Below are 21,190 nucleotides of genomic sequence, written 5' to 3'. Positions count from 1 at the left end.
CCTCCTAAGTTAATCTATCTATCAACACTGCATGAATTCGCTTTTTCTCCTAATTATTTTTCAGTTTACCACATTTACTAGGACTTGAAAAAGCCTAATTGACGCTTTTTCCCCACTGCAATCAAAATGATTTATTTCTTGAAAGGATAGGAGTAAGCTCCCACTTCCAAATTGACAACACCCTTCTGTTTCATTTTGGCCGCAATGCCTGGGTAATAAGCCATCTTAGTCGAAAAGTTAGTAATGGTTGCGTAAACTTCATTACCATCATTCATGAACAAATGCAGGCGGTTGGGATTGGACTTTGTTGGTGACGCCTGAATCTCACTAATACTCCGTTTAATATCCGTATCCAGCTTGGCGTACTGCAAGATCATCTTGTGTAAACTTTTTGAGCTCTTGAAATTGCCATATACCGGTGTCCCACTCTTAGGCTGGGACACTGATTGATGACTAATAATCCCGTTTTCTAAGACCTCATCATACCGATTATCCCGCATCACATAGCCAGCCGTTTCATATTCCACCACACGAATGGTGAGATGATTCGGCCTAGCAAATATAACGCGCGCCCGCTTAATCCGTGAATTATGTTTCACGGCTCGTTGGGCCACCTTACTTTCCTTACTGGTGACACTGAAAATTGAATCACCAGGTTGGACTCCTGCTGCCTGCTGCACTTGTTTGGCAGACAGCGTCTCGGTGCCTTGCACGGTAATCTTCTGAAAATGACTCAGCGGGGACACCAGGTAAACCATCGCTAAGATGACCACCGTGAAAATACCCAGGAGCAATGCCAAGCGGCGGTACAGCTTTAAGTTTCGCTGGTGCTTTAACCGTGGCAACTTATCACCAATTCGTTTGGCTCGATGAACCCAGTTTGGCGTCTGTTTCTGGCGCTTTTTTTCCGCCTGCTGCTCCTGATATTCTTCCCAAGGCGTCAACGATTTTTGCTGCTTAGTATCATGACGATTTAACCGAAACTTCACGTGGCATACCTCCCGCCGTTTTGATTAGCGCTAGCCACGCTTAAGTGACAGAACCACGTCTAAGACGCGATTGGCAGCATCCGGGACACCCAGGCGCTTAGAGGCAGCTGCCATGTCCTGACGCAAGGCATCATCGGTCATGAGCTGATCAGCCTTGGCCAACAGTGTGTCCGCGGACAGGTCGGCCTCTGTAATAATTTCAGCAGCGCCAACAGTAGCTAACGACTGGGCGTTCTTGGTCTGATGATCGGCCGTGACATAGGGACTCGGAATCAGGATGGATGGCAAACCATCCGCCGTAATCTCCGCTAAGCTCGTAGCTCCGGCCCGGCCAACAATCGCAGCCACCTTTGGCAACACCTCGGGCATGTTCGCAATGTAGGGCTTGACCACGACGTTATCGGCCACCTTAACAGTCTTCAACTGATCCATGACCCCATCGTAGCGCTTCTGTCCGGTGACAAAAACCACTTGATAATCACGCTGATTGAACGAGGGAATGGCAGCAACCGTCGCTGCATTAATCTTAAGGGCTCCTTGAGAACCACCAAAGATGAGCAACGTCGGCACGTCGTCCTTCAAATGATACTCGGACCAACTGAAATGGCTAACGACCTCGGCGGCCTCTTGAGCACGAGGATTCCCGGTCTTCACCATTTTGTTGGCTGGAAGTTGATCGAGTGCCGCGTCAAAGACATAGGCAATCCGATCGACGTAACGACTCAAGAAGCGATTGGTAATCCCAACCACACTGTTTTGTTCGTGAATCATCGTGGGAACGTGTAATTTGGCTGCCGCATAAACCACGGCGCCAGAAACGTAACCGCCAGTACCAATGACCACATCTGGTTTGAAATCACGAATCATTTTTTTTGCGGCGTGAACACTCTTTAAGAAGAGCCAGACCGTTTTGAAATTTTCTAAAGACAAGGACCGTTTAAAGCCTTGAATCCGTGTGCTTTGGAAGGGGATTCCCTTGGCCGGCACAATTGAACTCTCGAGGCCCCGTTCGGAACCGACGTACATGACTTCGGCCTGCGGATCCCGTTTCTTTAAAGCTTTTATTAGCGCCAGGGCCGGATAGATATGCCCCCCGGTTCCACCGCCCGAAACCATTAATCGCATATTATGCTTCCTCCTGTTTACCTGTTAATTTTTCGACGGCTTTAATAAAGCGGTCGCCACGAACTTCGAAGCTAGGATATTGGTCCCAACTAGCGTTCGCCGGTGAAAGCAAAATAATGTCGCCTGGATCACTCAATTCATAAGCCAGTGGCACGGCCGTTTCAACATTTTCTGACATTTTAATGGTCTTGATACCCGCTTCCTTGGCCGTGTCTTCCAATAACTTGGCCGTTTCCCCGAAGAGAATGATGGCCTTGACGTGCGCCTTGAAGGCTGGAATCATCTTTTCAAAGGTGTACCCTCGGTCCAAACCACCTGCCAAGAGAACGACAGGGGCCTTAAAGCCCTTCAGTGCCATCTCAGTGGCTTCCATGTCCGTGGCCTTAGAGTCATTGTAGTATTGACGCCCCTCGGCCTCCAGCACGTATTGGGTCCGGTGCCGAACACCGCCAAAGCTCCGCAACACGCCAACAATGGCTGCGTTGCTGACGCCTTCAAGCTTGGCGACTGCAATCGCCGCCAGCGCATTTTCGATATTGTGGTCACCAGGGACCTTAACTTCGCTGGCAGGCATGATAGCCTCACCGCGGAAGTAGAGCGTCCCGTCGGCCTCGTACGACCCTTCTTGGGAGTTGTTCTCTCGTGAAAATGGGACGACTTGAGCCGCCGACTTTTGACTGAGTTCACGCCATTCGGGATTATCAAAGTTAACCACGAAATAGTCGTCAGCCGTCTGATTAGCTGTAATCTTCATCTTAGCAGCCACATAGTTCGCCCGTGTCTTGTGATAATCCAAATGGTTGGAGAAAATGTTGGTTAAGACCGCAATATGGGGGTGAAAAGCCGTAGTTTCGGTCAACATGAAACTAGAAATTTCCAAGACCAAAGTATCATCAGCCGAAACCTCTTGAGCGACCTTCGAGGCCGGTACACCAATGTTTCCGGCGTAAACGGCTTTACCTGCTTGCCGATCGTGATCCAACATCTTTTGAATCATGGTGGTCGTCGTGGTCTTCCCGTTACTCCCAGTGACCGCAACTAGTTCGGCCTCGGCAATCTCGCTGGCTAATTCCATTTCGCCAACAATCGGAAGTTTCAGTTCCAAAGCACGCTTAACGATAGGAACGTCATAGGAAATCCCAGGGTTTTTAACCATCAGGTCAAAGCCAGCGCTCAATTGATCGGGCGTTTGTTCACCCGTAATCACCTTACACCCCGCGGCTTGTAACGCTTGAGCCTCTGGATTCTCTGCTAGTGGCTTCAAATCACTAACGGTCACATCAGCACCTAAACGCATTAACAATTTTGCAGCACTGGCACCACTCATGGCTAGCCCTAAAACAAGTACCTTTTTCCCAGTATACGTTGTCACTTGCTTCATAACGTTCACTCCATTCTGAAAGTTTGTAATGATTAAAAAAGGACCCACTCCACCTAATAGGCAAGTCGGCCCATCAGTTGACGATTATCTTGCTAAGATGACCCAGACACCGCTTAACGCGGTAATCAACCCAATTGTCCAGAAGGTGAAGTCAATCTTCCATTCGCTCCACCCGAGCATTTCAAAGTGGTGATGAATCGGGCTCATTAGAAAGATTCGCTTTCCAGTTAACTTGAATGAGGCTACCTGCAACATAACGCTCGCCGTCTCAATCACAAAGACTAAACCAATCCACAGCAACGATAATTCATGATGCAACAGAATCGCTACCGCCGCCAAGGCACCACCTAATGCTAACGACCCGGTGTCGCCCATGAAGATTTTCGCTGGTTTATGGTTAAAGATTAAGAACCCAAGCAGACTGCCAACTACGGCAAAACAAAATAGTGCAATGTTCATTTGCATTTGGTGCCAAGCAACAATGCCATACGCCGCAAATGCAATGCTTGCCAAACCACTAACGAGTCCATCTAATCCGTCAGATAAATTGACGGCATTCGAGAACCCAACGAGCCAAATAACAACAAAGATGGCGTACCAACCACTCATTGTCCAATCACCCATGCCTGGAATGTGCAAAGCCATTGGTAAGTGTTCATGAGTGTAGACCCAAAATAGAATCAGTGCCCCGACAATCTGGCCCAAGAGCTTTTGCCAAGCCTTGAGACCTTCGTTTTGTCGGTGGAACAGCTTGATGCTGTCGTCCCAGGCACCCAAACCGCCATACAAAACCAGGATAAATAATAAAATCCAAGTTGTGGACAATATGTGATGGGGTGAAACGCTCCAGCTGGTTATCAGCGTCATGATGACAATCGCAATGATGAAGAGCAGGCCTCCCATCGTTGGGGTTCCGGACTTCTTCTCGTGCCAAGTGGGGCCTTCCTCTCGAATCATTTGTCCCTCATGACGGGCCCGGAAGTACCGGATTAGTGCGGGCATAAATGCCACCGTTATTATAAAACCACCCAGTAGGGGCAAAATCACATTCATCATTTTCTAGTCAATCCTCATTCTCATTTATTTTGTTTCAAGGTGACCGCAAGTGTCGACCCACTGGTCAGGGTTGATCCCGCCTTCAAGCTTTGCTTGGTGACGTAACCATCTCCACTGACGGTTAACTTCAAATCTTCTAACTGTGCTAATTTTACCACATCGCCCTTCGACCAGCCGGTCAAACTTGGTAGAGTGACCTTGCCGCCCGTTAGTAAGAAGATTCGTTGATCGTGGTAGAGCCCCGTTCCGGTCGTGACCGATTGTTTAATCACCTTTGAACCAGAACCTAACGTGGTGACCGTTGCGCCCGCCTTTGTCAAACTTGAAGTTGCCGCGTTGATGGTCTTCCCTTGCACATTAGGCATCTTAGTCGTGGACGTTGTTTTCTTTTCCGTTTCTTCCTGTAAAGCACGCGCCATAACTGGCTTCATGATCGACGCCAGTAATTGGGATGCGGTCTTACTTCCTAAATGAGGCTGTTTCATCGTGATATACATCACGTATTTCGGATTGCTGGCTGGCACCATCGCGGCAACTGAATAGAGATAATTATCATCGCCGGACAGATAACCACTCCCATTACTAACCTGAGCGGTACCGGTCTTGACGGCCACTTTTTGACCACTCATCTTGTAGTCACTACCTATTCCGTAGCTCTTGTAGACGACGTCCTCCATGTGTTTGCGAACTTCTTGGGCAGTCTGACTAGAGATGGGATTGCCAACCACCTTGGGTGAGTACTTGCGTACCGTCTTATTGGTGTTGGGATCAGTCACCTTACTGATGACGTAAGGCTTCATCATCTTCCCATCATTGCTGACCGCCGTTAAGCCTTGGAGCATCTGGAAGACCGTGACCTGAATCCCTTGGCCAAATGAGGTATCGGCCTGTTCAATCGGCCGCTTAAAGGCAATGCTCCCCGGCAGTTCACCAGGCAAGCCGGAATTGGTGCTCTGCAAGAAATGGAATTTCTTGATGTATTTCTTCCAAGTCTTAGCCCCCATTTGTTGTTCCAAGTGGGCCATCGCAACGTTACTAGAGACCGCAAACCCTTTGTTATAGGTAATGGTCCCCCATCCTGAGGTATTCCAGTCCGGTACCGTCTGGTTACCGATGGTGTACTTCCCAGATTGGTACGTGGCATTCCCATTGTAATGACCACTGTTGATCGAGGAAGCCAACGTAAAGATCTTCATCGTCGACCCTGGTTCGTAGGCGTCCTGGACTAAGGTATTTCGCCAAACCTGGCTCAACCCTGCCTTGGTCGTTGCGTTAAACGTTGGTCGCTGCGTGGCAGCCAAAATGGCTCCCGTCTTGGCATTCATCAGGACGGCATTCATTGAGTTGGCCTTAACCTGACTCTGAACACTGCTCATTTCGGTTTCTAAGAGCGTTTGGAGTCGTGTATCGAGAGTTGTGTAAACGTTATCCCCGTTTTTAGCCTTTTTGACCTTCTGCTTGGTTCCAGGCAGCTGATAACCGTACATATCCTTTTTGATCTTTTGTGACCCATTGGTGCCCGTCAATTGTTGATTAAAGGCCTGCTCAATTCCCATCGACCCTTTCAAAGTGGTTTGCCCATCCTTACTTGTCTGGGCTTGGGCTAAACCAACCAAATGAGAAGCAAACGTTCCGTTAGGATAGAGGCGTGCCTCCTGCTGGACAAAGTTGACCCCATTGAGATGTTCTGCTTGAATTTTTTCCTTAGTGGTTAACGAAATATTTTGACCAGCTGTCCCAAATTCAACCTGAAACGGCTGTCCCGAGGACGGATTCAGCGTTGCCAAAACCTTCTTGCGACTAATTGGCAAATGCTTAGACAAAACGGTCGCAATCTTTTCCTTGTTCGTGGCATACAGCTTCTGCCCCTTTAACCCAACCTGCCGCTTGTCTAATACCACGTAGACCGAGTAGACACTGGTATCTTCGGCAATGGCCTGGCCATTAGCGTCGTAAATCGTTCCCCGTTTAGCCTTCAAGGTCTCATTAGCGGTATACAATTGCTGAGCAGCCGCACTCAGATTGACATTTTGAACCTTCTTGCCAATGGATATATACGAAAAACGACCAACAATCAGGATAAAAACGCCGAGGAAAAGGAAAAACAGAAACTGGCCGACATGCTTCCGGTTTCTGCGAGGGTTTTTATTCGATGTTGGTTGTTTTTGGGAATCATTCATTATTTGTTAACATTCCTTATTCTGGCATTCTCCAAGGTTAAACCTTGTTTCTTGGCAATTTTATCAAGTCGTGTCCGACTCTGCAACTCGTTGATCTCTTGTTGCGTATTGGTATTACGATTCGTATATGTAGTGACCTGATTATTCACGCTTTGCAATTCGTGCTGGGCGTTACTCATCGCGATCTTGGCGGAGACGACACTAACCATGAGGACAGCAAGAATAAGGCCACAGACTGTCATCAAACACTTCTCAAACTTGGATACCGGCAGCCAACGTTTCCGAGGGCTCTGCTGCGGTTGTTGTTGTGGAGTAGGTTGTGGCTGGACCTTTGGGCGGCGAACGGGTTCCTGGATAAGTGGAACAGCTTCAGCTAAACTATTTTGCGCCATAAATGATCATCTTCCTATGTCGATTTTTAGTGGTTGGTTTGACTACTTAATTTTTTCTAAAATTCTCAACTTAGCACTGTGTGCCCGATGATTGACCGCTAATTCCGCCTCAGAGGGCAAGATCGGTTTACGATTGACTAACTGATAATCTGGCTGCAAATCATCAGGGATTACCGGGATCCCATGGGGCAATTCCGGTAAGGATGAATGTTCACGGAACATGGTTTTGACCAGCCGGTCTTCAAGCGACTGGAAGGTAATGACACTGACTCGGCCGTTCAACCCAATCAGGTCGATGGCTTGTTCTAGGGAGTCTTCTAAGGCTCCTAGTTCATCGTTAACGGCAATCCGGATGGCTTGGAAGACCTTCTTAGCGGGATGGCCTCCATGCCGTCTAGCGGCAGCTGGGATGCCTTCTTTGATGATCTCCACCAGCTGGCCGGTCGTATCGATGGGCGCTGTGGCCCGATGCCGTTCGATTGCTCTGGCAATTGGCTTGGCAAACTTTTCCTCACCGTAGCGCCGGAATATTCGCATTAGATCGTTAAATTCCCATTCATTAACCACAATCCACGCAGTCAATTTTTGGTCTTGATCCATCCGCATATCCAGTGGAGCGTCGTGCTGATAACTGAATCCCCGATTGGCCTCATCAAATTGCGGTGAAGAGACTCCCAGGTCGTAGAGCACGCCGTCTACCTGGTCGACCCCACGTTGGGCTAATTCAGCTTGAATATCGCGGAAGTTCGCCTTGATAAACGTGAGCTGCCCGGCATCTAAGTATGGTTTCAAATGTTCTTCGTTATAGGTAATGGCTGTTTGGTCCTGGTCAAAGGCGTACAGGTGACCCGTTGTCAGTTGTTCCAAAATTCGCTGACTATGACCACCGCCACCGAGAGTGCAGTCAACATAGATTCCCGTTGGCTTGATGGCTAAACCGGCAACGGCTTCTTTTAGCAGGACCGTAACATGATGAAAGTCTTCCATAGACACTCTCCCTTCCCAAATTACATGCCGAAATCAATCAAGTTTTCAGCAATGTCATCAAAATCTTCTTCAGCAGTGGTCGAAAAGTCTTGCCACCGCTCGCTACTCCAAATTTCAAAGCGGTTTGCCACGCCGACAATCACACATTGTTTACTTAACGCCGCATGATCGCGTAATGACTTGGGCAGATTAATTCGCCCCTGCTTATCGAGTTCACACTCCGTAGCGGCTGAATAGAAGAACCGGACAAACGCCCGGGCATCTTTTCGGTTGACTGGCAAGGCTTTCAATTTATCTTGCAACGCCGACCACTCGGTCATCGGATAGCCAAAGAGGCAACCATCCATTCCCCGAGTAACCACAAACTGATCTCCCAGTTGATCACGGAATTTGGCGGGGATAATGAGCCGGCCTTTGGTGTCAATTGAATGCTCAAACTCGCCCATAAACATAGCCATTACCCCCTATTTGTAACTATTTTCAAGTTTACCACATCCCCCCACCTTCTACCACATTGTTTCCGAATTTTTATAAATTTCCCCACTGGACGCAAAAAAGCCACGGCGAACAAGTGTTCACCGTGGCTGACCGCCCTTTTTAAGCAGATAAAAAACTGAGTCTATAATCAAATATGTTTATAATTATGCATAAGCATTCAGCTAATTGAGACGATCAAGCAACCGACGAAACCCACCGTCCAGTATAAGTCGGTCAGGCGCCAGAAGGTGCGAATGAAGGTGCTATACAACAATTCATGGTTATGAATGGCTTGTACCAGGGTAACAATTACCCCAATAATCATCCACCCCATCATTAACCAAGGGAGGATTCTACCCGCACCATCCCCAATTAGGATGACCGAACAGATGATTAATAGTGGGGTCATCAGATCCCAGGTTAGTAAGTTATGTGGCCAATGCCGCCTTAAAACTTGCTTGACGAGCCGAATAATCACCCAGCCAATCGCCAAAATAGCCAATTGTCCCCCAGGAGATGTCCAGAAGTTCATTTGTGTTGCCCCTCCTCTTTCATATCCGTTTAATTATAAAGATTTCTTGACCGAGTTGCAATTGCCTTTTATGACAGCTTATTGACAAGTTACGCTCCGCGGTTGCAATTATCCCAAGGCCACGGTAAACTAATTGAGTATAATTTGGAAGCGAAGAGGTGGCTAATCCCGCATGGCAAAAAAGAAAAAATCAACTTTTCAAAAAATCACCAACGTTTTTGTATGGGTCATGATCATTGCAACGATCGGTTCACTGGTGTTCGGTGCAATCACAGCCTTCATTCAATAGACTAAAAAAACTCCCACGCGCTTTCAGCGCTGTGGGAGTTTTCTTTTTGCCTTCAATCTACAGTCTACTCGGATTGATGACTACCCTGGTCATCAATTGGCTCACTGGTGGGCTGCTTATAAACTTGACGTGGCTTACTGCCCTCTTGCGGGCCAATATAGCCTCGCTGCTCCAAATCATCCATAATCCGGGCGGCCCGGTTATATCCAATCCGGAATCGCCGCTGTAAGAGCGAGGTGCTAGCCTTCTGTTGGTCAACCACAAAGTTTAACGCGTCATCGAACAGCTCATCATCACTGTCCCCTGCCGCTTCTTGCTGAACTTCCTCATCACTCACCATCATATCTTCATCGTAATCGGCCGCTTGCTCTGCCTTGATGAAGTCCACCACATTGCTAACATCCTCGTCCGGTATAAAGGCCCCTTGGACCCGCACCGGGGAATTAGCATCGACGGGTTGGTATAGCATATCTCCACGGCCTAACAGTTTTTCCGCCCCATTCGTATCGAGAATGGTCCGGGAATCAATCCCACTGGAAACCGCAAAAGCAATTCGAGAAGGTACGTTAGCCTTAATCAGCCCGGTAATGACGTCTACCGATGGCCGTTGAGTAGCCAGAATCATATGCACCCCGGCTGCTCGGCCCATCTGAGCTAAGCGGATAATGGCATCTTCAACTTCATTGGAGACCGTCATCATCAAGTCAGCCAATTCATCGACAACCACGATAATATATGGCAGGGTTGGCCGCGCCTGATTATCGGCTTGATTGGCTTTTTGGACCATAGCATTATACCCAGAAATTTTTCGTTGACCGAGTTGAGAGAATAACTCGTAACGCCGCTCCATTTCAGCAACCACCTTTTGCAAAGCCCGAGCCGCCTTTTTAGGTTCGGAAACCACTGGCGTCAATAGATGTGGAATGCCGTTGTACACACTCAGTTCAACTTTTTTAGGATCGATTAGCATCAACTTTACTTGGTCGGGACGGGCGTTCATCAAGATACTGGTGATAATATCATTGATGGCTACCGACTTCCCGCTACCCGTGGCACCGGCAATCAGCAAATGCGGCATCTTCGTCAGGTCCATGCTGACAACCTGTCCCGTGACATTGCGACCAAGCGGTACCTCAAGTGGCCGATCCGGATGAACTGGCTGAGCCTCAATGACATCTCGAAATGCAACTGTCGAAACCTTCTTGTTAGGGACTTCAATCCCAATTAATGATTTTCCGGGAATTGGCGCCTGGATCCGAATACCCTTGGCGGCCAATGCCAAAGCCAAATCATCGGCAAGATTAACGATTCGTGAAACCTTGACGCCGATTGCGGGATGTAGCTCATATTCGGTGACGGAGGGTCCTAGGCTAACGTTCTTAACCTCAGCATCCACACCAAAACTATCCAACGTCTGCTTCAGGATCTTAGTGTTGGCATCAATCGCATTGACTTCGGCCGTCTGATCCGTCGGTGGAACTTGTTTCAATAGGTCTGCCGTGGGCAACTTATAATTGGGGTCCACTGGCGTGCTATTGGCCAACAAGTCAGTCTCCTTTGCCTCACTAGCCGACTCTGGTCCAGGTGCTGAAGCCGATCGGGGCTTCGGTACTTCGTTAGCCGCGACCGTAATATGGTAGCTGGGCTCTTCGGTTGCGGCACTGGCCGGCTGTGGCTGACTTGTCGCCGCCGAAACCGGTGCTGCTGAGGCCGCAATCGGTTTGATCGGTGCGGACGACGCCTCCTGTTGACGTGCGGCGTGTTTTTCTTTGGCGAGCTCGCTTCCACGCTTAATCACCGAACCGCTAGCTTGCATCCCCTTGGTGAGGCCCTGCCAAGTCACCTGCAAGGCCTGTTCAATCCTGGCAAAGGGGATCTGAAAGAACACGATGATTCCCACTAATATGACCAGCCATGCTGCAATCTGGGCACCGATCAGAGCAATGAGCCAAGCGACAATGCTCAGTTCCAAAGCCCCTACCAGCCCACCACCTAATTGCGCATTCAAGCCGCCTGTAAAGAGATCCGCTAAACTATTATGCCAAATGGTGGCAATGAATTGCCGATGTTGGTCCACCTGAATAAAATGAGTGGCCGTCACCCACAAGAGCCAACCACCGTAGATTAGCGTGCTGCCGACAAGGTAGTGACGTTTCAAGTGGGGCCAAGTTCCAGTAAATGTCAGCGCGACACCCAGAGCGCCGATCAGAATCAAGCCAAACTCATAAGTATCCCCCACTACCAAGCGAACCAAGTTGGCACATAATGTCCCAATGAATCCAAGATTAAATGCTCCTAGACCCGCTAAGGCCACCAGGATCAAGCCTAAAATATTACTAGTGTATGGAAATGGCGGTTTCCGACGGGGTGATTTCCTGGCAGGTGTTCTACGCCGTGCTGGACGCCGTCGGGTTGTTTTTTGTTTTGTTGCCACCGACTGCTCCCCCTTTCGTTAGCCTATTTTAATTTGTCGTGTGGGTAACGGTGAATCCGTTCCAAATTCAAGAATGATTGTTGCCGCAAGACCTCGTAAATCACGATTGCAGCGCTATTGGATAAGTTAAGTGCCCGGATGTGGCTGTCATCTTGTGGAATTCGAATACACTGTTCCATGTGCGCCCGCATGAAGGGTTCTGGTAATCCCGTGGTTTCCTTACCAAACAAGAAGAAATGATCGTTATCATTAACTTGATAATCAGGCTCCGTGTAATCCCGTTCCGCAAACTTGGAGACTAAGTAAAGTTGCTTGGGATCCGTGACAGTTTCCAGGAAAGCTGGTAGATTTTCGTGATAGCGAACATCCACCTTGTCCCAATAATCCAATCCGGCCCGTTTGAGGTGGGCATCATCGACTGAAAACCCTAAAGGCTTGATGAGATCCAAAATGGTGTCTGTACCGGCACAAGTCCGGGCAATGTTTCCCGTATTAGCAGGAAATAAGGGTTCAAATAAAGCAATATGATTCGTCATCTATTAGTCTCTCCGTTCCGTTCGGCAAGTTGCCGTTCTGTTCACTCATTATAGCCGTTCCGCCGGGCCTTTGACAAGTTCAGACGGTGGCTTGGACGACACAAAAAAAGCAGCTCCTCGGTGTGGGCACGGCGAGGAACTACTCTAGTGAAGTGCTACTTGTCAGCCGCTAACAGTTACTAGCTGATGTCGACCGCCAAACGATTTCTCATTGGTCAATATAACACTGCCCTGTCAGCCGATCAAGCCTTTTTCATAAGATTCTTAAACGTTTTACTTAATGTCCTTGTGCCGTCAGCAGAGTCACATCAACCGTAATTTCGGTAAATGGATGGGCCTTAACCTCGGCCAATCGTTCGGGGGTAGCACCCCAGTGCATGGGCGTCATCAGCATCAAATCCGCGAATCGTTCTGCTGAGACCGGGACCTGGTAACGAATGCGTTCCGCCGTGGCATTAGGATAATGTTCTTGGAATAGGCCCAGCACCTTCCCATTATCATAGGTAGCATGGGCACTATCGGCAGGAAAAATCGCCTGACGCAACTCAATTAGATAGTCACTGTTAGGAATAACCTTCAGTAATTGCCCATCCGGCGCCAGCACCCGATTAAATTCTTGGTAAGCAGACGGCGAAAATAAATCCAGGATCGTCGTGAATTGGCCATCTGCGAACGGCATTTGGGCCAAATCAGCCACACAAAAGAAGGCTGAATTCTCCAACTGTGTCGCCAGATTAATCCCGGGCTTGGATAAGTCAAAGCCCACCGCGACATCCTCCTGATTTTTCCGCTTGGTCAGCACATCGTTTAAGGGAGTCCCTTCCCCACAGCCAACATCTAGAATTGTTTGGGCGGTCGCCGGCATCTTAGCAACAAAGGCATCCGTGATGCCCGCAAAGAGTCCCGCCTGCAACATCCGCCGGCGAGCAGCCAACATGGCATCATCGTACTCACTGGCCACCGCTCGCTGCATGAAATACAAGGTGCCCTTCTTAGAGACATCGACGCTATGTCCATTAGGACAAACAAGGCTCCGGTCAACGACCTGTTCATAGGGTTCTTGACAAACCGGGCAACGGAAAAGATGTGGCCGGGTCTGCAGGAACTGACGTGCTTGATCAATTTTTTTCATGTGTTCCCCCATCTAACGTGGTCGGTTGCTCATAGCCGCCGACAAAGTTCTGGTACCAGTGAAAAATTTCTGTAACAATTACCCGCAGGACGGCGTAACCAGGAATCCCTAATACTACCCCAAGTACCCCGAAGGCCTTACCGGCAATCAGCAATATAAAAATAATAGTCAGTGGGTGAATCTTGAGTGAGCTACCCAAGACCAGTGGCGAAATGACCCGACCTTCTAACGTCTGTTCGATGATAAAGACGATTAAAACCTTCACCAACATCCACGGTGAAACAAATACCGCAACGACAACCGCCGGAACCATTGCTAGGAACGACCCGAGATATGGAATCAGATTGAGCACCCCAGCGACGATCCCTAATAGTAGGGCAAATCGTAGACCAACGATCAAGAACCCAATATAGAATAGAATTGCAACGATGAACGCAACCACCAACTGTCCACGAACGTAATTACTAACCTGTCGATTCATCTCCACTAATAATTTCATCATAGATTTCCGCTTGTTAAGCGGCAAGATTCGCGACAGATACGCTGGCAGGTGCTGGCCATCACGTAACAAGTAAAATAAGATAAATGGCGCCGTAACGAAAGCGACGACAATCGCCGTAATCCGACTGACAATTCCACCCACCGACGACCAAGTGTTTTTAGCCAGATTCGAAAACGCACTCGAAGACCCTTTACTAAGCTTCTGGTTAAACTGATTCAACTGATCACGAATCCCATTTAAGCGGTCATCACTAAGCCAGTGATTCAGCTGGTCCGAGCCCTGATGCCAGTAATGTGGCCATTCAGCAATCAACATGGTTGTCTGGTGCTGAACCATTGGGATCAACCGAATGATTCCCCAGGCAATCAGGAGGGCTACAATGATGAACAGGCCAATGATGGACCACGTTCGTCGAATATTGTGGCGCTCGAGCCAATCAACCACCGGATTCAAAAGATAATAACCCACACCCGCCAACAATATGGGCATACCCAGAATCTGCCAGACGAGAATAAATGGCGCGGCCAACCATTGAACTTTACTTAGCACTAGTAAGATGAGTAGAATAAGTAAGGTGATGGTTAAAATTGAAACTAAACGATTGTTAACCACCCAGTTCCAAAACCACGAACGGTGCTGCTTAGTTTCTGGTTTCAAATGCTTCACTCCTAGATAAATAATGCGTATATTGTAACATACCGTCGCCCATTACGGACGTCGGCAATAGAAAGGATGACCACTTTGCTCTTAACAGAACCCTTAATTGAAAATTACACGGACTTGGCTGCTAACATCCAGGCCGGTCACAAACGAATCGCTTTAGCTGATAACCTCGCCGCGGGTGGTACCACCGTCAGCAAGGGGGTCATGGCTGAGGCCGTCCGTTACGCTCACGAACACCAAGTTAGCCTCGACCTAGTTATTGCTCCTCGTGGTGGCCAAGCCATCTACAACGACGTCGAGCTCAAGATCATGGAAGCCGATCTGCTCGAGGCTCAACAATTGGGGGTTGATGGCGTGATTCTGGGCGCCTTGACGGCCAACCATACTCTTGACGTGGAAGGGCTCCAGCTGATCATTGCCGCCGCGGGTGGAATGACCTTAACCTTCAGCACGGCTTACGACGCTATCCCCCTTGAGCACCGCGAGCAAGCCCTCAACTGGTTGGCCGACCAAGGCTTCGATTACCTCTTGAGTAGCGACAATGAGGCGAACCACCTATTGACAACTCATCAACTCGCGCAAAAAGTCGGCTTAACTTTGATTCCAGCCAACTTAACCGTTGCGGAAACGAAGACGGTGGCCACCAAGCTAGGACTCAACCTGGTGTTCCATCCTCAAGCTTAAGCCAGCAAAAGCCTCGACAAAATTGTCGAGGCTTTTTTCGATCCGATTAATTTGCTAATACATCGTTCACAACATTTTCCCATCGTTGCAAGATGGCCTCTTCTGAGAACCGCTTGGCTAATTTAATACTCTCAGCACTCAAAGTTTGTTGTAACTTTGGCGAACGTAAGACTCGACGTAATCGCTCGTATAACGCGTCCTGATCATTCGGCTTGATCAAGAAGCCATTAACGTTATCGTCAATAATTTCACGAGGCCCATAGCGAATGTCATAACTAATGACTGGCACACCATAGTTTTCTGCTTCCAGTGTCGCTAAAGAGAAGCCCTCTTCAATACTGGTTAGCAAGGAAACCGTCCCCTTTTGATATTCTTCACTAAGATCTGTCAAGAAACCACGGAAAATGATATTTTTTTCTAAATGGTTTTCTTTGACAAAATCACGAAGGGCCTTCTCGCCTTTTCCATAGCCAAACAAATGTAATTCAACATCAGGAAACTCTGGTACCAAGCGCTTAATAACCTCTGCTTGCTGCATAATTTGCTTTTCGGGCGAGAATCGAGCGACACACATCACTCGGTTCGTCAACCGCTTGCTCGGGTCAATCTTAACCGGCGTTGTGAACCCCACTGGGATTGCCACAAACTTGTCCTTCAAATCTGGAAAACGGTTCACCAGATCTCGTCGCTGGTAATCGGTAGAACAAATAATCTTCGAAAAATGGTCCGGATGCTCAATCATGAACCGATAATGCGTCTTGATTGGTGAATTCATCACGTCCGATTGCTTCTGTGCATGCGTACTGTGAATCACACCACAAATCTTGACCCGGTCATCCGTCTTGTCCAATGGTTCAGCCAACTTCAGATTGCGATCACTAATATATAGGTCACCGTCTTCATACAGTTGATTGAAGAAGAATGTTCGCAGTTCCATCTGCGAATCGAAAATGTAATCCCGACCGCGAAAATTTCTGACGATCGTCTGAGTCCATTTAGATTCCAGATCTGGGGAGGAATCGTAGAGGTCTTCCATGACCCGTTCACCTTGACGATTCAGATAAACCTTCGAGGCAACCTTTTGCTTCTCCGTCAGATAGACGATCTGACTGCAAAAGCCACGTGTATCATAGATCTCCCGCATTGTCTTCACATGTCGCTTATCAAAGTAATTAATGTAATCTAAGATTTGATAGTCCTTATCCATAAAGTGGGCATACATCCGGAATGTTTCCCCATCGTGAATCCGAACATCGGTGGTCTTGGGTAAGTATTGCACTCGGAAATGACACTTATTCTCCCAGTAATCAATCCAGCCACGGTTGACCACCGCTTCATCATCCTTGGTGCCCTGGAAGAAATCATACATAGAGAAGTAACGGCCGTGCACGCCGAATGAATCCGCGTAAAGGTGCAACTGCGTGTTGTAATGCATGATGACCCCTCGAGCGGGAAGCCCCCCTTTTTCAAAAAGGTGGAGCCGGTTGATCTGAGCCTTTTCGATCCCGGTTAATTTACTTCCAAGGTTTTCATCGATAAAGTAATTCACAGGGCAACTTCCTTTCGGCTAGATAGTTCATCAAAGTAGGTCAACAGTGTTTGCCATTTTTCAAAAACCGCTTCTTCTGAGTAGCGATGAACGTTCCGGTAAGCGGCCTCGCTAAATTCAGCCAGTTTTTCTTGATGACCCAATAAATCAATGATCGCCGCCGCCAATTCATCGACATTACCATTGGTAGTCAGCACCCCACTAACGCCATCCTGGATGATATCACTAGGACCATACTTGACGTCGTTAGCAATCATTGGCAAACCATGTGACTGTGCTTCCAACAGCATGAGTGAAAAACCTTCAGCCCGACTAGGCAATAATCCAATTTGAGCACCCTCATAGACCGCGTTGATGTCATGTGTGTACCCCTTAAACTGCACGACATCCTCTAAGTGAAGTGTGGAAACCAGCTGGTGCAACGACTTATCAATGTCCCCATTAGCGTAACCCCATAGTTCCAATCGTGCGGCTGGGAAAGCCTCATGAACCTTGGCAAAGGCTTTAATCGAGTGATCCTGTTGCTTTTCTGGTGCCAGTCGAGCAACATGAACAACTCGCCCGACTTCCCGCCGGTCAAACGGCTGCTGGGTCATTGCTAACTCTTCATCGGTCACATAGCCAACCGGAATAGTAAAGGCTGGGATGGCCGTGCCAAACCGGTCCTCCACATCTTGACTTTGCTCGGGCGTCGCCGAAATCACGGCATCCCATTGATCCCAATTCATTAACGCATTTTGATAATTATTATTCAAGGGCGAGTGAATCATGTCACTTGGATCAGCAACGTGGTCGTTATGGAGATGCAAAACCTTAAAGGCTGGCGTCTTCATGTTAAACAACGCCCAATCACATTCCACCGTCCGGTCACAAATATAAACATTCTTCTCGCCGGTATCGTTCAATTCATCGTAAAAGAATCGTGTCAGCGCATTCATTCCATTAAACACCCAATTTTGACCACGATAGTTAAGCACTCGCCACGTCAGATGTTCCTTACCTGCCCGATTCAACAAGTGGCATTTCTCGACATGAACCTGACCGTCCGGACCAAAGTATTGTTCAGCCACAATCTTGCCACCCCAGTCGAAGAGTTGTTCAAGACATTTGAAGCCCCGAATATCCCACCAGGACATTTTCAAGGTCCGACCATTGACATCAAAGTACTGAATATTGTGAATTTCATTACTATTCTCGCGAAGATAGATAATCATTAGCATCTTACCTTGAGCAAAGACCTGAACCTGATTATCCTTACGAGTTTGCGTCGTGTTCGCAGGCAGCGAAATATCATTCATACTAAACGAATGCCGATCACCACCCGTAGAGCCACAAAAATATTCAAATAAATTAACAAAATTTGTTCGATTGATGCCAGCCTGTTCGAGGACTTCTGTCAAATCCATCGTAAACATTCGTGTCACAATCTTTGCTGGAACGTGATTCTTCTGGAATAAGTGGAGCCGTTTAATCTCCGCATGTTCAATCCCGGACTTGGAAAACTGCATATTATCGTTCAAGAAGTAGTACATTTACTAATCGACCCCCCTAATCTTTCAGAAACTTCTGCCAACGATTCCAAACTTTTTGACGCGTCCAATTCTTGTGAGCCGTCGTATAAGCCCCTTCACTGAGCTTCGCCAACTTCTTAGAATCCGTGAATAAATCAACAATCCTATCAGCCATCGCCAGCGTATCTCCTGGTTTGCAGAGATACCCGTTAACGCCATCTTGAATATAATCCTGTGGCCCATAGTTAAACGGCGTACTGATGGCAGGAATGCCATGAGTCATAGCTTCCTGCATACCCATTGGTCCGCCATCAACAAAGGACAAGTTAACTAATGCCTGATAGTTGTCATATTGACCATCAATATCAGGATAGTAGTCCTTAAGGGTCACACTCGATTGTAGCTGCAACTCATTCACCAAGTCAGTCATTTGTTTCATGAATGCTGGCTCCCCATAACCATAAAGATCAAATATTGCATGCGGAACCCGTTGCTTAATAATGGCAAACATTCGAATCAACTGTTCAATCTGCTTGTCAGCAGAGATCCGCCCCACATAGAGTAAGCTACCTGCCAACCGTTGTGCCATTGGTTTCAAACTCGTTTCACCTTTCACTAACGGTGTCGTAGAAACCACTGAAATCGACGTTACATTAGCCTTAGGAAAGCGTTGCTTCAAATCGGCTGCCTGTTGAGGTGTGGCTGTAATGAATCCATCAAACGAATTGAAGTGGTCGAATGCGGGTTGCAAGAAGCCATCGAGCTGGCCATAAATCGGGTCATCCTGTTTGACCACATGATTAATCGGAACATACACATACTTACGTGACGAATCATTCAAAGCCAACAACGGCCGAACACCTGTACCTGGTCGATCGCTGATAAATGTGGTGGTCTCAGGATCTTGTTTACTTAATTCGGCTAAAAAGAACTCAAACAAGCCGTCTGGATTTTGGAAAAACAAATCACCCTTCCCCTGATAATCCTTCAAGATCATTCTGGAAGCCAACGGATTACCATTGGTGTCTGGTGCAAAGTACTCCTCAAGAACGATCTGACCATCAGGCTGGTAATACCGTTGCATAATTAGTTTACCATCTTGACCAAAATACTGCGTTGCTGACTTAAATCCACGCCAATCCCACAGGTCGGTCTCAATGGCATTGCCCTGACTATCCACGAACTCCTGATAGAAGACCCGACCAATGGTCCCGGGGATAAAACCAACATTTCCAGTTGGAATATCACCCACGGAGACTCCGCTAAAGTTGGCGCCAACACTCACTTCTGACTCAACTGGTAATCGCAAGTCATCAGTGTGCATGACCTTGGTCTCCGCCATTTTGGTCGTTCCTTGGAAGAAATCAAACATGTTAACCACATCATCATCTTTTAACCCAAAATTGGTCAACGTTTGATGAAGCAAGCGATCATAGATCTTTGTCACAATCTTAGCCGGTCGCTGGAAATGGTTGAAGAGGCGTACACGGTTCATCGCTGTGTGTTCAACGCTTGAGTTTTTCTGCAAGATATATTCATTCACGAAATAGTACATCAGGACACTCCCATCTAACAACTAGACTTAATCATTATCTTTTATTTCCCAAGGGTACTTTCCATCCTTGTCTTTTTCAGTATGTTTCATCATATATTTAGTCCGTTCATCCATTCGTTTTCGTGTCTTCTTACGGTGTAAAAACCTGAACACCAAAACCAACGACCACATTAAGAAATAAATCATTAATCGGAGAAACAACTGAACATTGTGATAGGCAAATATTGACGTCAGAATGACCACAAAACCACCCTTTCATTTGATATTGTACCGCTCATTATCAATCAAGACAGCTTATCACTACCTAAAATTTGATAATCAGCAGCAGTATTTTTTGAGAAACCTTCTCAATCTGAGTCATAACTTTAATTAAGTTATGTAAGAACCACCACAATCTTACTTGTGATGGTCCGCTAGGCGTTATTTCATACCTACTTGTATTTCAATTTGATGCTATTTGCGACGATTGTCATCGTCTGTCTCTTGGTCCGCGTCTTTCTTACGACGCTTACCAAAGAGGAAGAGCCATGACCCACCAGTAACGGCGGCAATTGCTGCTGCAATAGAGCTCAAGATTGTTGGAGAACTAGTATCTTCACTGTTCTTATCGCCAACAATTTGGTCACCATCGCCACCCTTTGCAAGAGAACTCTTGCTTGAATCGCTGGACTTATCATCTGACTTGTCTTTGTCGTCAGATGAATCGTTGCCAGTATCATCCACTACTGCAGCATCGTTGTTATCAGCTGTAAGGTCAACTGTCGATGCTGAAGTTGGCGTTGCATTGCTACCACCGTATGACAGGTTCGTTGCCGTTACGCTACCAGTGCCATTGCTGCCGGACGCTGACGAGGAACCGGTACCCGTTGAGGACGAGTTCCCGGAGCCCTTGCCCTTGTCACCGGTTGAAGTTGAAGAAGAATCAGATGAATTAGCGTTATTTCCGCCGTCAGATTCCGAATTTTCTTCGGAACCATCAGATTCAGAGTCGGTTGCACCTTCTGATCCTGAGTTAGCGTCAGAACCAGAGTTGCTGCCAGAGCCACCTGTATTGTTACTGTTGGACTCTGATTCACTGCCCGATTCAGATTCACTGTCGGAGTCAGAACCATCTGAGCCTTCACTTCCACTGTCTGAATCGGAATTATCTTCTGATTCGGAATTGTCTTCTGATTCAGATTGTTCTTCTGATTCAGATGCTGCTTCGGATTCAGAC

18 protein-coding genes and 1 pseudogene are annotated in these 21,190 nt (G+C 47.7%); 2 read left to right on the top strand and 17 right to left on the bottom strand.

Annotation, left to right across the window (positions count from 1 at the left end):
- Nucleotides 1–131: 131 nt before the first annotated feature.
- The 9 genes from LSE01S_RS01535 to LSE01S_RS01495 form a co-directional block, all read right to left on the bottom strand.
- Nucleotides 132–989 (bottom strand): cell division protein FtsQ/DivIB, encoded by an 858-nt coding sequence (locus LSE01S_RS01535; protein ID WP_061775874.1) that lies wholly within the window; start codon nt 987–989, stop codon nt 132–134.
- 30 nt (nt 990–1,019) lie between these two features.
- Nucleotides 1,020–2,114 carry an undecaprenyldiphospho-muramoylpentapeptide beta-N-acetylglucosaminyltransferase gene (gene murG, locus LSE01S_RS01530; RefSeq protein ID WP_061775873.1) on the bottom strand — a complete coding sequence of 365 codons (1,095 nt, stop codon included), beginning with the start codon at nt 2,112–2,114 and terminating at the stop codon, nt 1,020–1,022.
- A 1-nt stretch (nt 2,115) separates the two neighbouring features.
- Complete coding sequence (gene murD / locus LSE01S_RS01525; protein WP_061775872.1) at nt 2,116–3,495, bottom strand: UDP-N-acetylmuramoyl-L-alanine--D-glutamate ligase; 1,380 nt, start codon at nt 3,493–3,495, stop codon at nt 2,116–2,118.
- A gap of 84 nt (nt 3,496–3,579) precedes the next feature.
- On the bottom strand, nt 3,580–4,551 hold the full coding sequence (gene mraY, locus LSE01S_RS01520) for a phospho-N-acetylmuramoyl-pentapeptide-transferase (protein ID WP_061775871.1): 972 nt from the start codon (nt 4,549–4,551) through the stop codon (nt 3,580–3,582).
- Between the two features lie 20 nt (nt 4,552–4,571).
- Nucleotides 4,572–6,731: a penicillin-binding transpeptidase domain-containing protein gene (locus LSE01S_RS01515; protein ID WP_061775870.1), complete on the bottom strand. Its 2,160-nt coding sequence runs from the start codon at nt 6,729–6,731 to the stop codon at nt 4,572–4,574.
- Nucleotides 6,731–7,123, bottom strand: a complete 393-nt coding sequence (ftsL, locus tag LSE01S_RS01510) for a cell division protein FtsL (protein ID WP_061775869.1) — start codon at nt 7,121–7,123, stop codon at nt 6,731–6,733. Before ftsL ends, LSE01S_RS01515 begins: the two co-directional genes overlap by 1 nt.
- Before the next feature lie 42 nt (nt 7,124–7,165).
- On the bottom strand, nt 7,166–8,110 hold the full coding sequence (rsmH, locus tag LSE01S_RS01505) for a 16S rRNA (cytosine(1402)-N(4))-methyltransferase RsmH (RefSeq protein WP_061775868.1): 945 nt from the start codon (nt 8,108–8,110) through the stop codon (nt 7,166–7,168).
- A gap of 20 nt (nt 8,111–8,130) precedes the next feature.
- The gene (mraZ, locus tag LSE01S_RS01500) at nt 8,131–8,562 is read right to left on the bottom strand and encodes a division/cell wall cluster transcriptional repressor MraZ (protein ID WP_061775867.1); all 432 of its coding nucleotides are present in this window, start codon (nt 8,560–8,562) and stop codon (nt 8,131–8,133) included.
- Nucleotides 8,563–8,765: 203 nt separating this feature from the next.
- The gene (locus tag LSE01S_RS01495) at nt 8,766–9,119 is read right to left on the bottom strand and encodes a DUF3397 family protein (protein ID WP_061775866.1); all 354 of its coding nucleotides are present in this window, start codon (nt 9,117–9,119) and stop codon (nt 8,766–8,768) included.
- Between the two features lie 172 nt (nt 9,120–9,291).
- Here LSE01S_RS01495 and LSE01S_RS10760 point away from each other — a divergent pair, with 172 nt between their 5' ends.
- Entirely contained in the window at nt 9,292–9,408 is a 117-nt protein-coding gene (locus LSE01S_RS10760) for a DUF4044 domain-containing protein (RefSeq protein ID WP_082622315.1), read from the top strand.
- Nucleotides 9,409–9,472: 64 nt separating this feature from the next.
- Here the strand turns inward: LSE01S_RS10760 and LSE01S_RS01490 are convergent, their stop codons facing one another.
- The 4 genes from LSE01S_RS01490 to LSE01S_RS01475 all read right to left on the bottom strand — a co-directional run bounded on the left by LSE01S_RS01490 (nt 9,473) and on the right by LSE01S_RS01475 (nt 14,669).
- A complete protein-coding gene (locus LSE01S_RS01490; protein ID WP_061775865.1) occupies nt 9,473–11,842 on the bottom strand; it encodes a DNA translocase FtsK in 2,370 nt (789 codons plus the stop codon).
- 23 nt (nt 11,843–11,865) lie between these two features.
- Nucleotides 11,866–12,378: a tRNA (cytidine(34)-2'-O)-methyltransferase gene (locus tag LSE01S_RS01485; protein WP_061775864.1), complete on the bottom strand. Its 513-nt coding sequence runs from the start codon at nt 12,376–12,378 to the stop codon at nt 11,866–11,868.
- Nucleotides 12,379–12,655: 277 nt separating this feature from the next.
- Nucleotides 12,656–13,510 (bottom strand): methyltransferase domain-containing protein, encoded by an 855-nt coding sequence (locus tag LSE01S_RS01480; RefSeq protein WP_061775863.1) that lies wholly within the window; start codon nt 13,508–13,510, stop codon nt 12,656–12,658.
- Nucleotides 13,497–14,669, bottom strand: coding sequence for an AI-2E family transporter (locus LSE01S_RS01475; RefSeq protein WP_061775862.1), 1,173 nt, complete (start codon nt 14,667–14,669; stop codon nt 13,497–13,499). The genes LSE01S_RS01480 and LSE01S_RS01475 overlap by 14 nt, the downstream gene beginning before the upstream one ends.
- A gap of 75 nt (nt 14,670–14,744) precedes the next feature.
- On the opposite strand from LSE01S_RS01475, the gene LSE01S_RS01470 reads away from it, so the two are divergent.
- Nucleotides 14,745–15,359, top strand: coding sequence for a copper homeostasis protein CutC (locus LSE01S_RS01470; RefSeq protein ID WP_235808285.1), 615 nt, complete (start codon nt 14,745–14,747; stop codon nt 15,357–15,359).
- A gap of 46 nt (nt 15,360–15,405) precedes the next feature.
- Here the strand turns inward: LSE01S_RS01470 and LSE01S_RS01465 are convergent, their stop codons facing one another.
- The 4 genes and pseudogenes from LSE01S_RS01465 to LSE01S_RS11045 form a co-directional block, all read right to left on the bottom strand.
- On the bottom strand, nt 15,406–16,908 hold the full coding sequence (locus tag LSE01S_RS01465; protein ID WP_061775860.1) for a glycosyltransferase: 1,503 nt from the start codon (nt 16,906–16,908) through the stop codon (nt 15,406–15,408).
- Nucleotides 16,905–18,440, bottom strand: a complete 1,536-nt coding sequence (locus LSE01S_RS01460) for a glycosyltransferase family 4 protein (protein WP_061775859.1) — start codon at nt 18,438–18,440, stop codon at nt 16,905–16,907. Before LSE01S_RS01460 ends, LSE01S_RS01465 begins: the two co-directional genes overlap by 4 nt.
- Before the next feature lie 16 nt (nt 18,441–18,456).
- The gene (asp1, locus tag LSE01S_RS01455; protein WP_061775858.1) at nt 18,457–19,974 is read right to left on the bottom strand and encodes an accessory Sec system glycosyltransferase Asp1; all 1,518 of its coding nucleotides are present in this window, start codon (nt 19,972–19,974) and stop codon (nt 18,457–18,459) included.
- Between the two features lie 453 nt (nt 19,975–20,427).
- A pseudogene (locus LSE01S_RS11045) lies at nt 20,428–21,190 on the bottom strand (hypothetical protein); the annotation flags it as partial.

The sequence above is a fragment of the Levilactobacillus senmaizukei DSM 21775 = NBRC 103853 genome, assembly GCF_001592085.1.
In the GTDB taxonomy this organism is placed as follows: Bacteria; Bacillota; Bacilli; order Lactobacillales; family Lactobacillaceae; genus Levilactobacillus; species Levilactobacillus senmaizukei.
The sequence above is the reverse complement of the archived record's forward strand: the minus strand, read 5'-3'. Positions and strand labels throughout refer to the sequence as shown.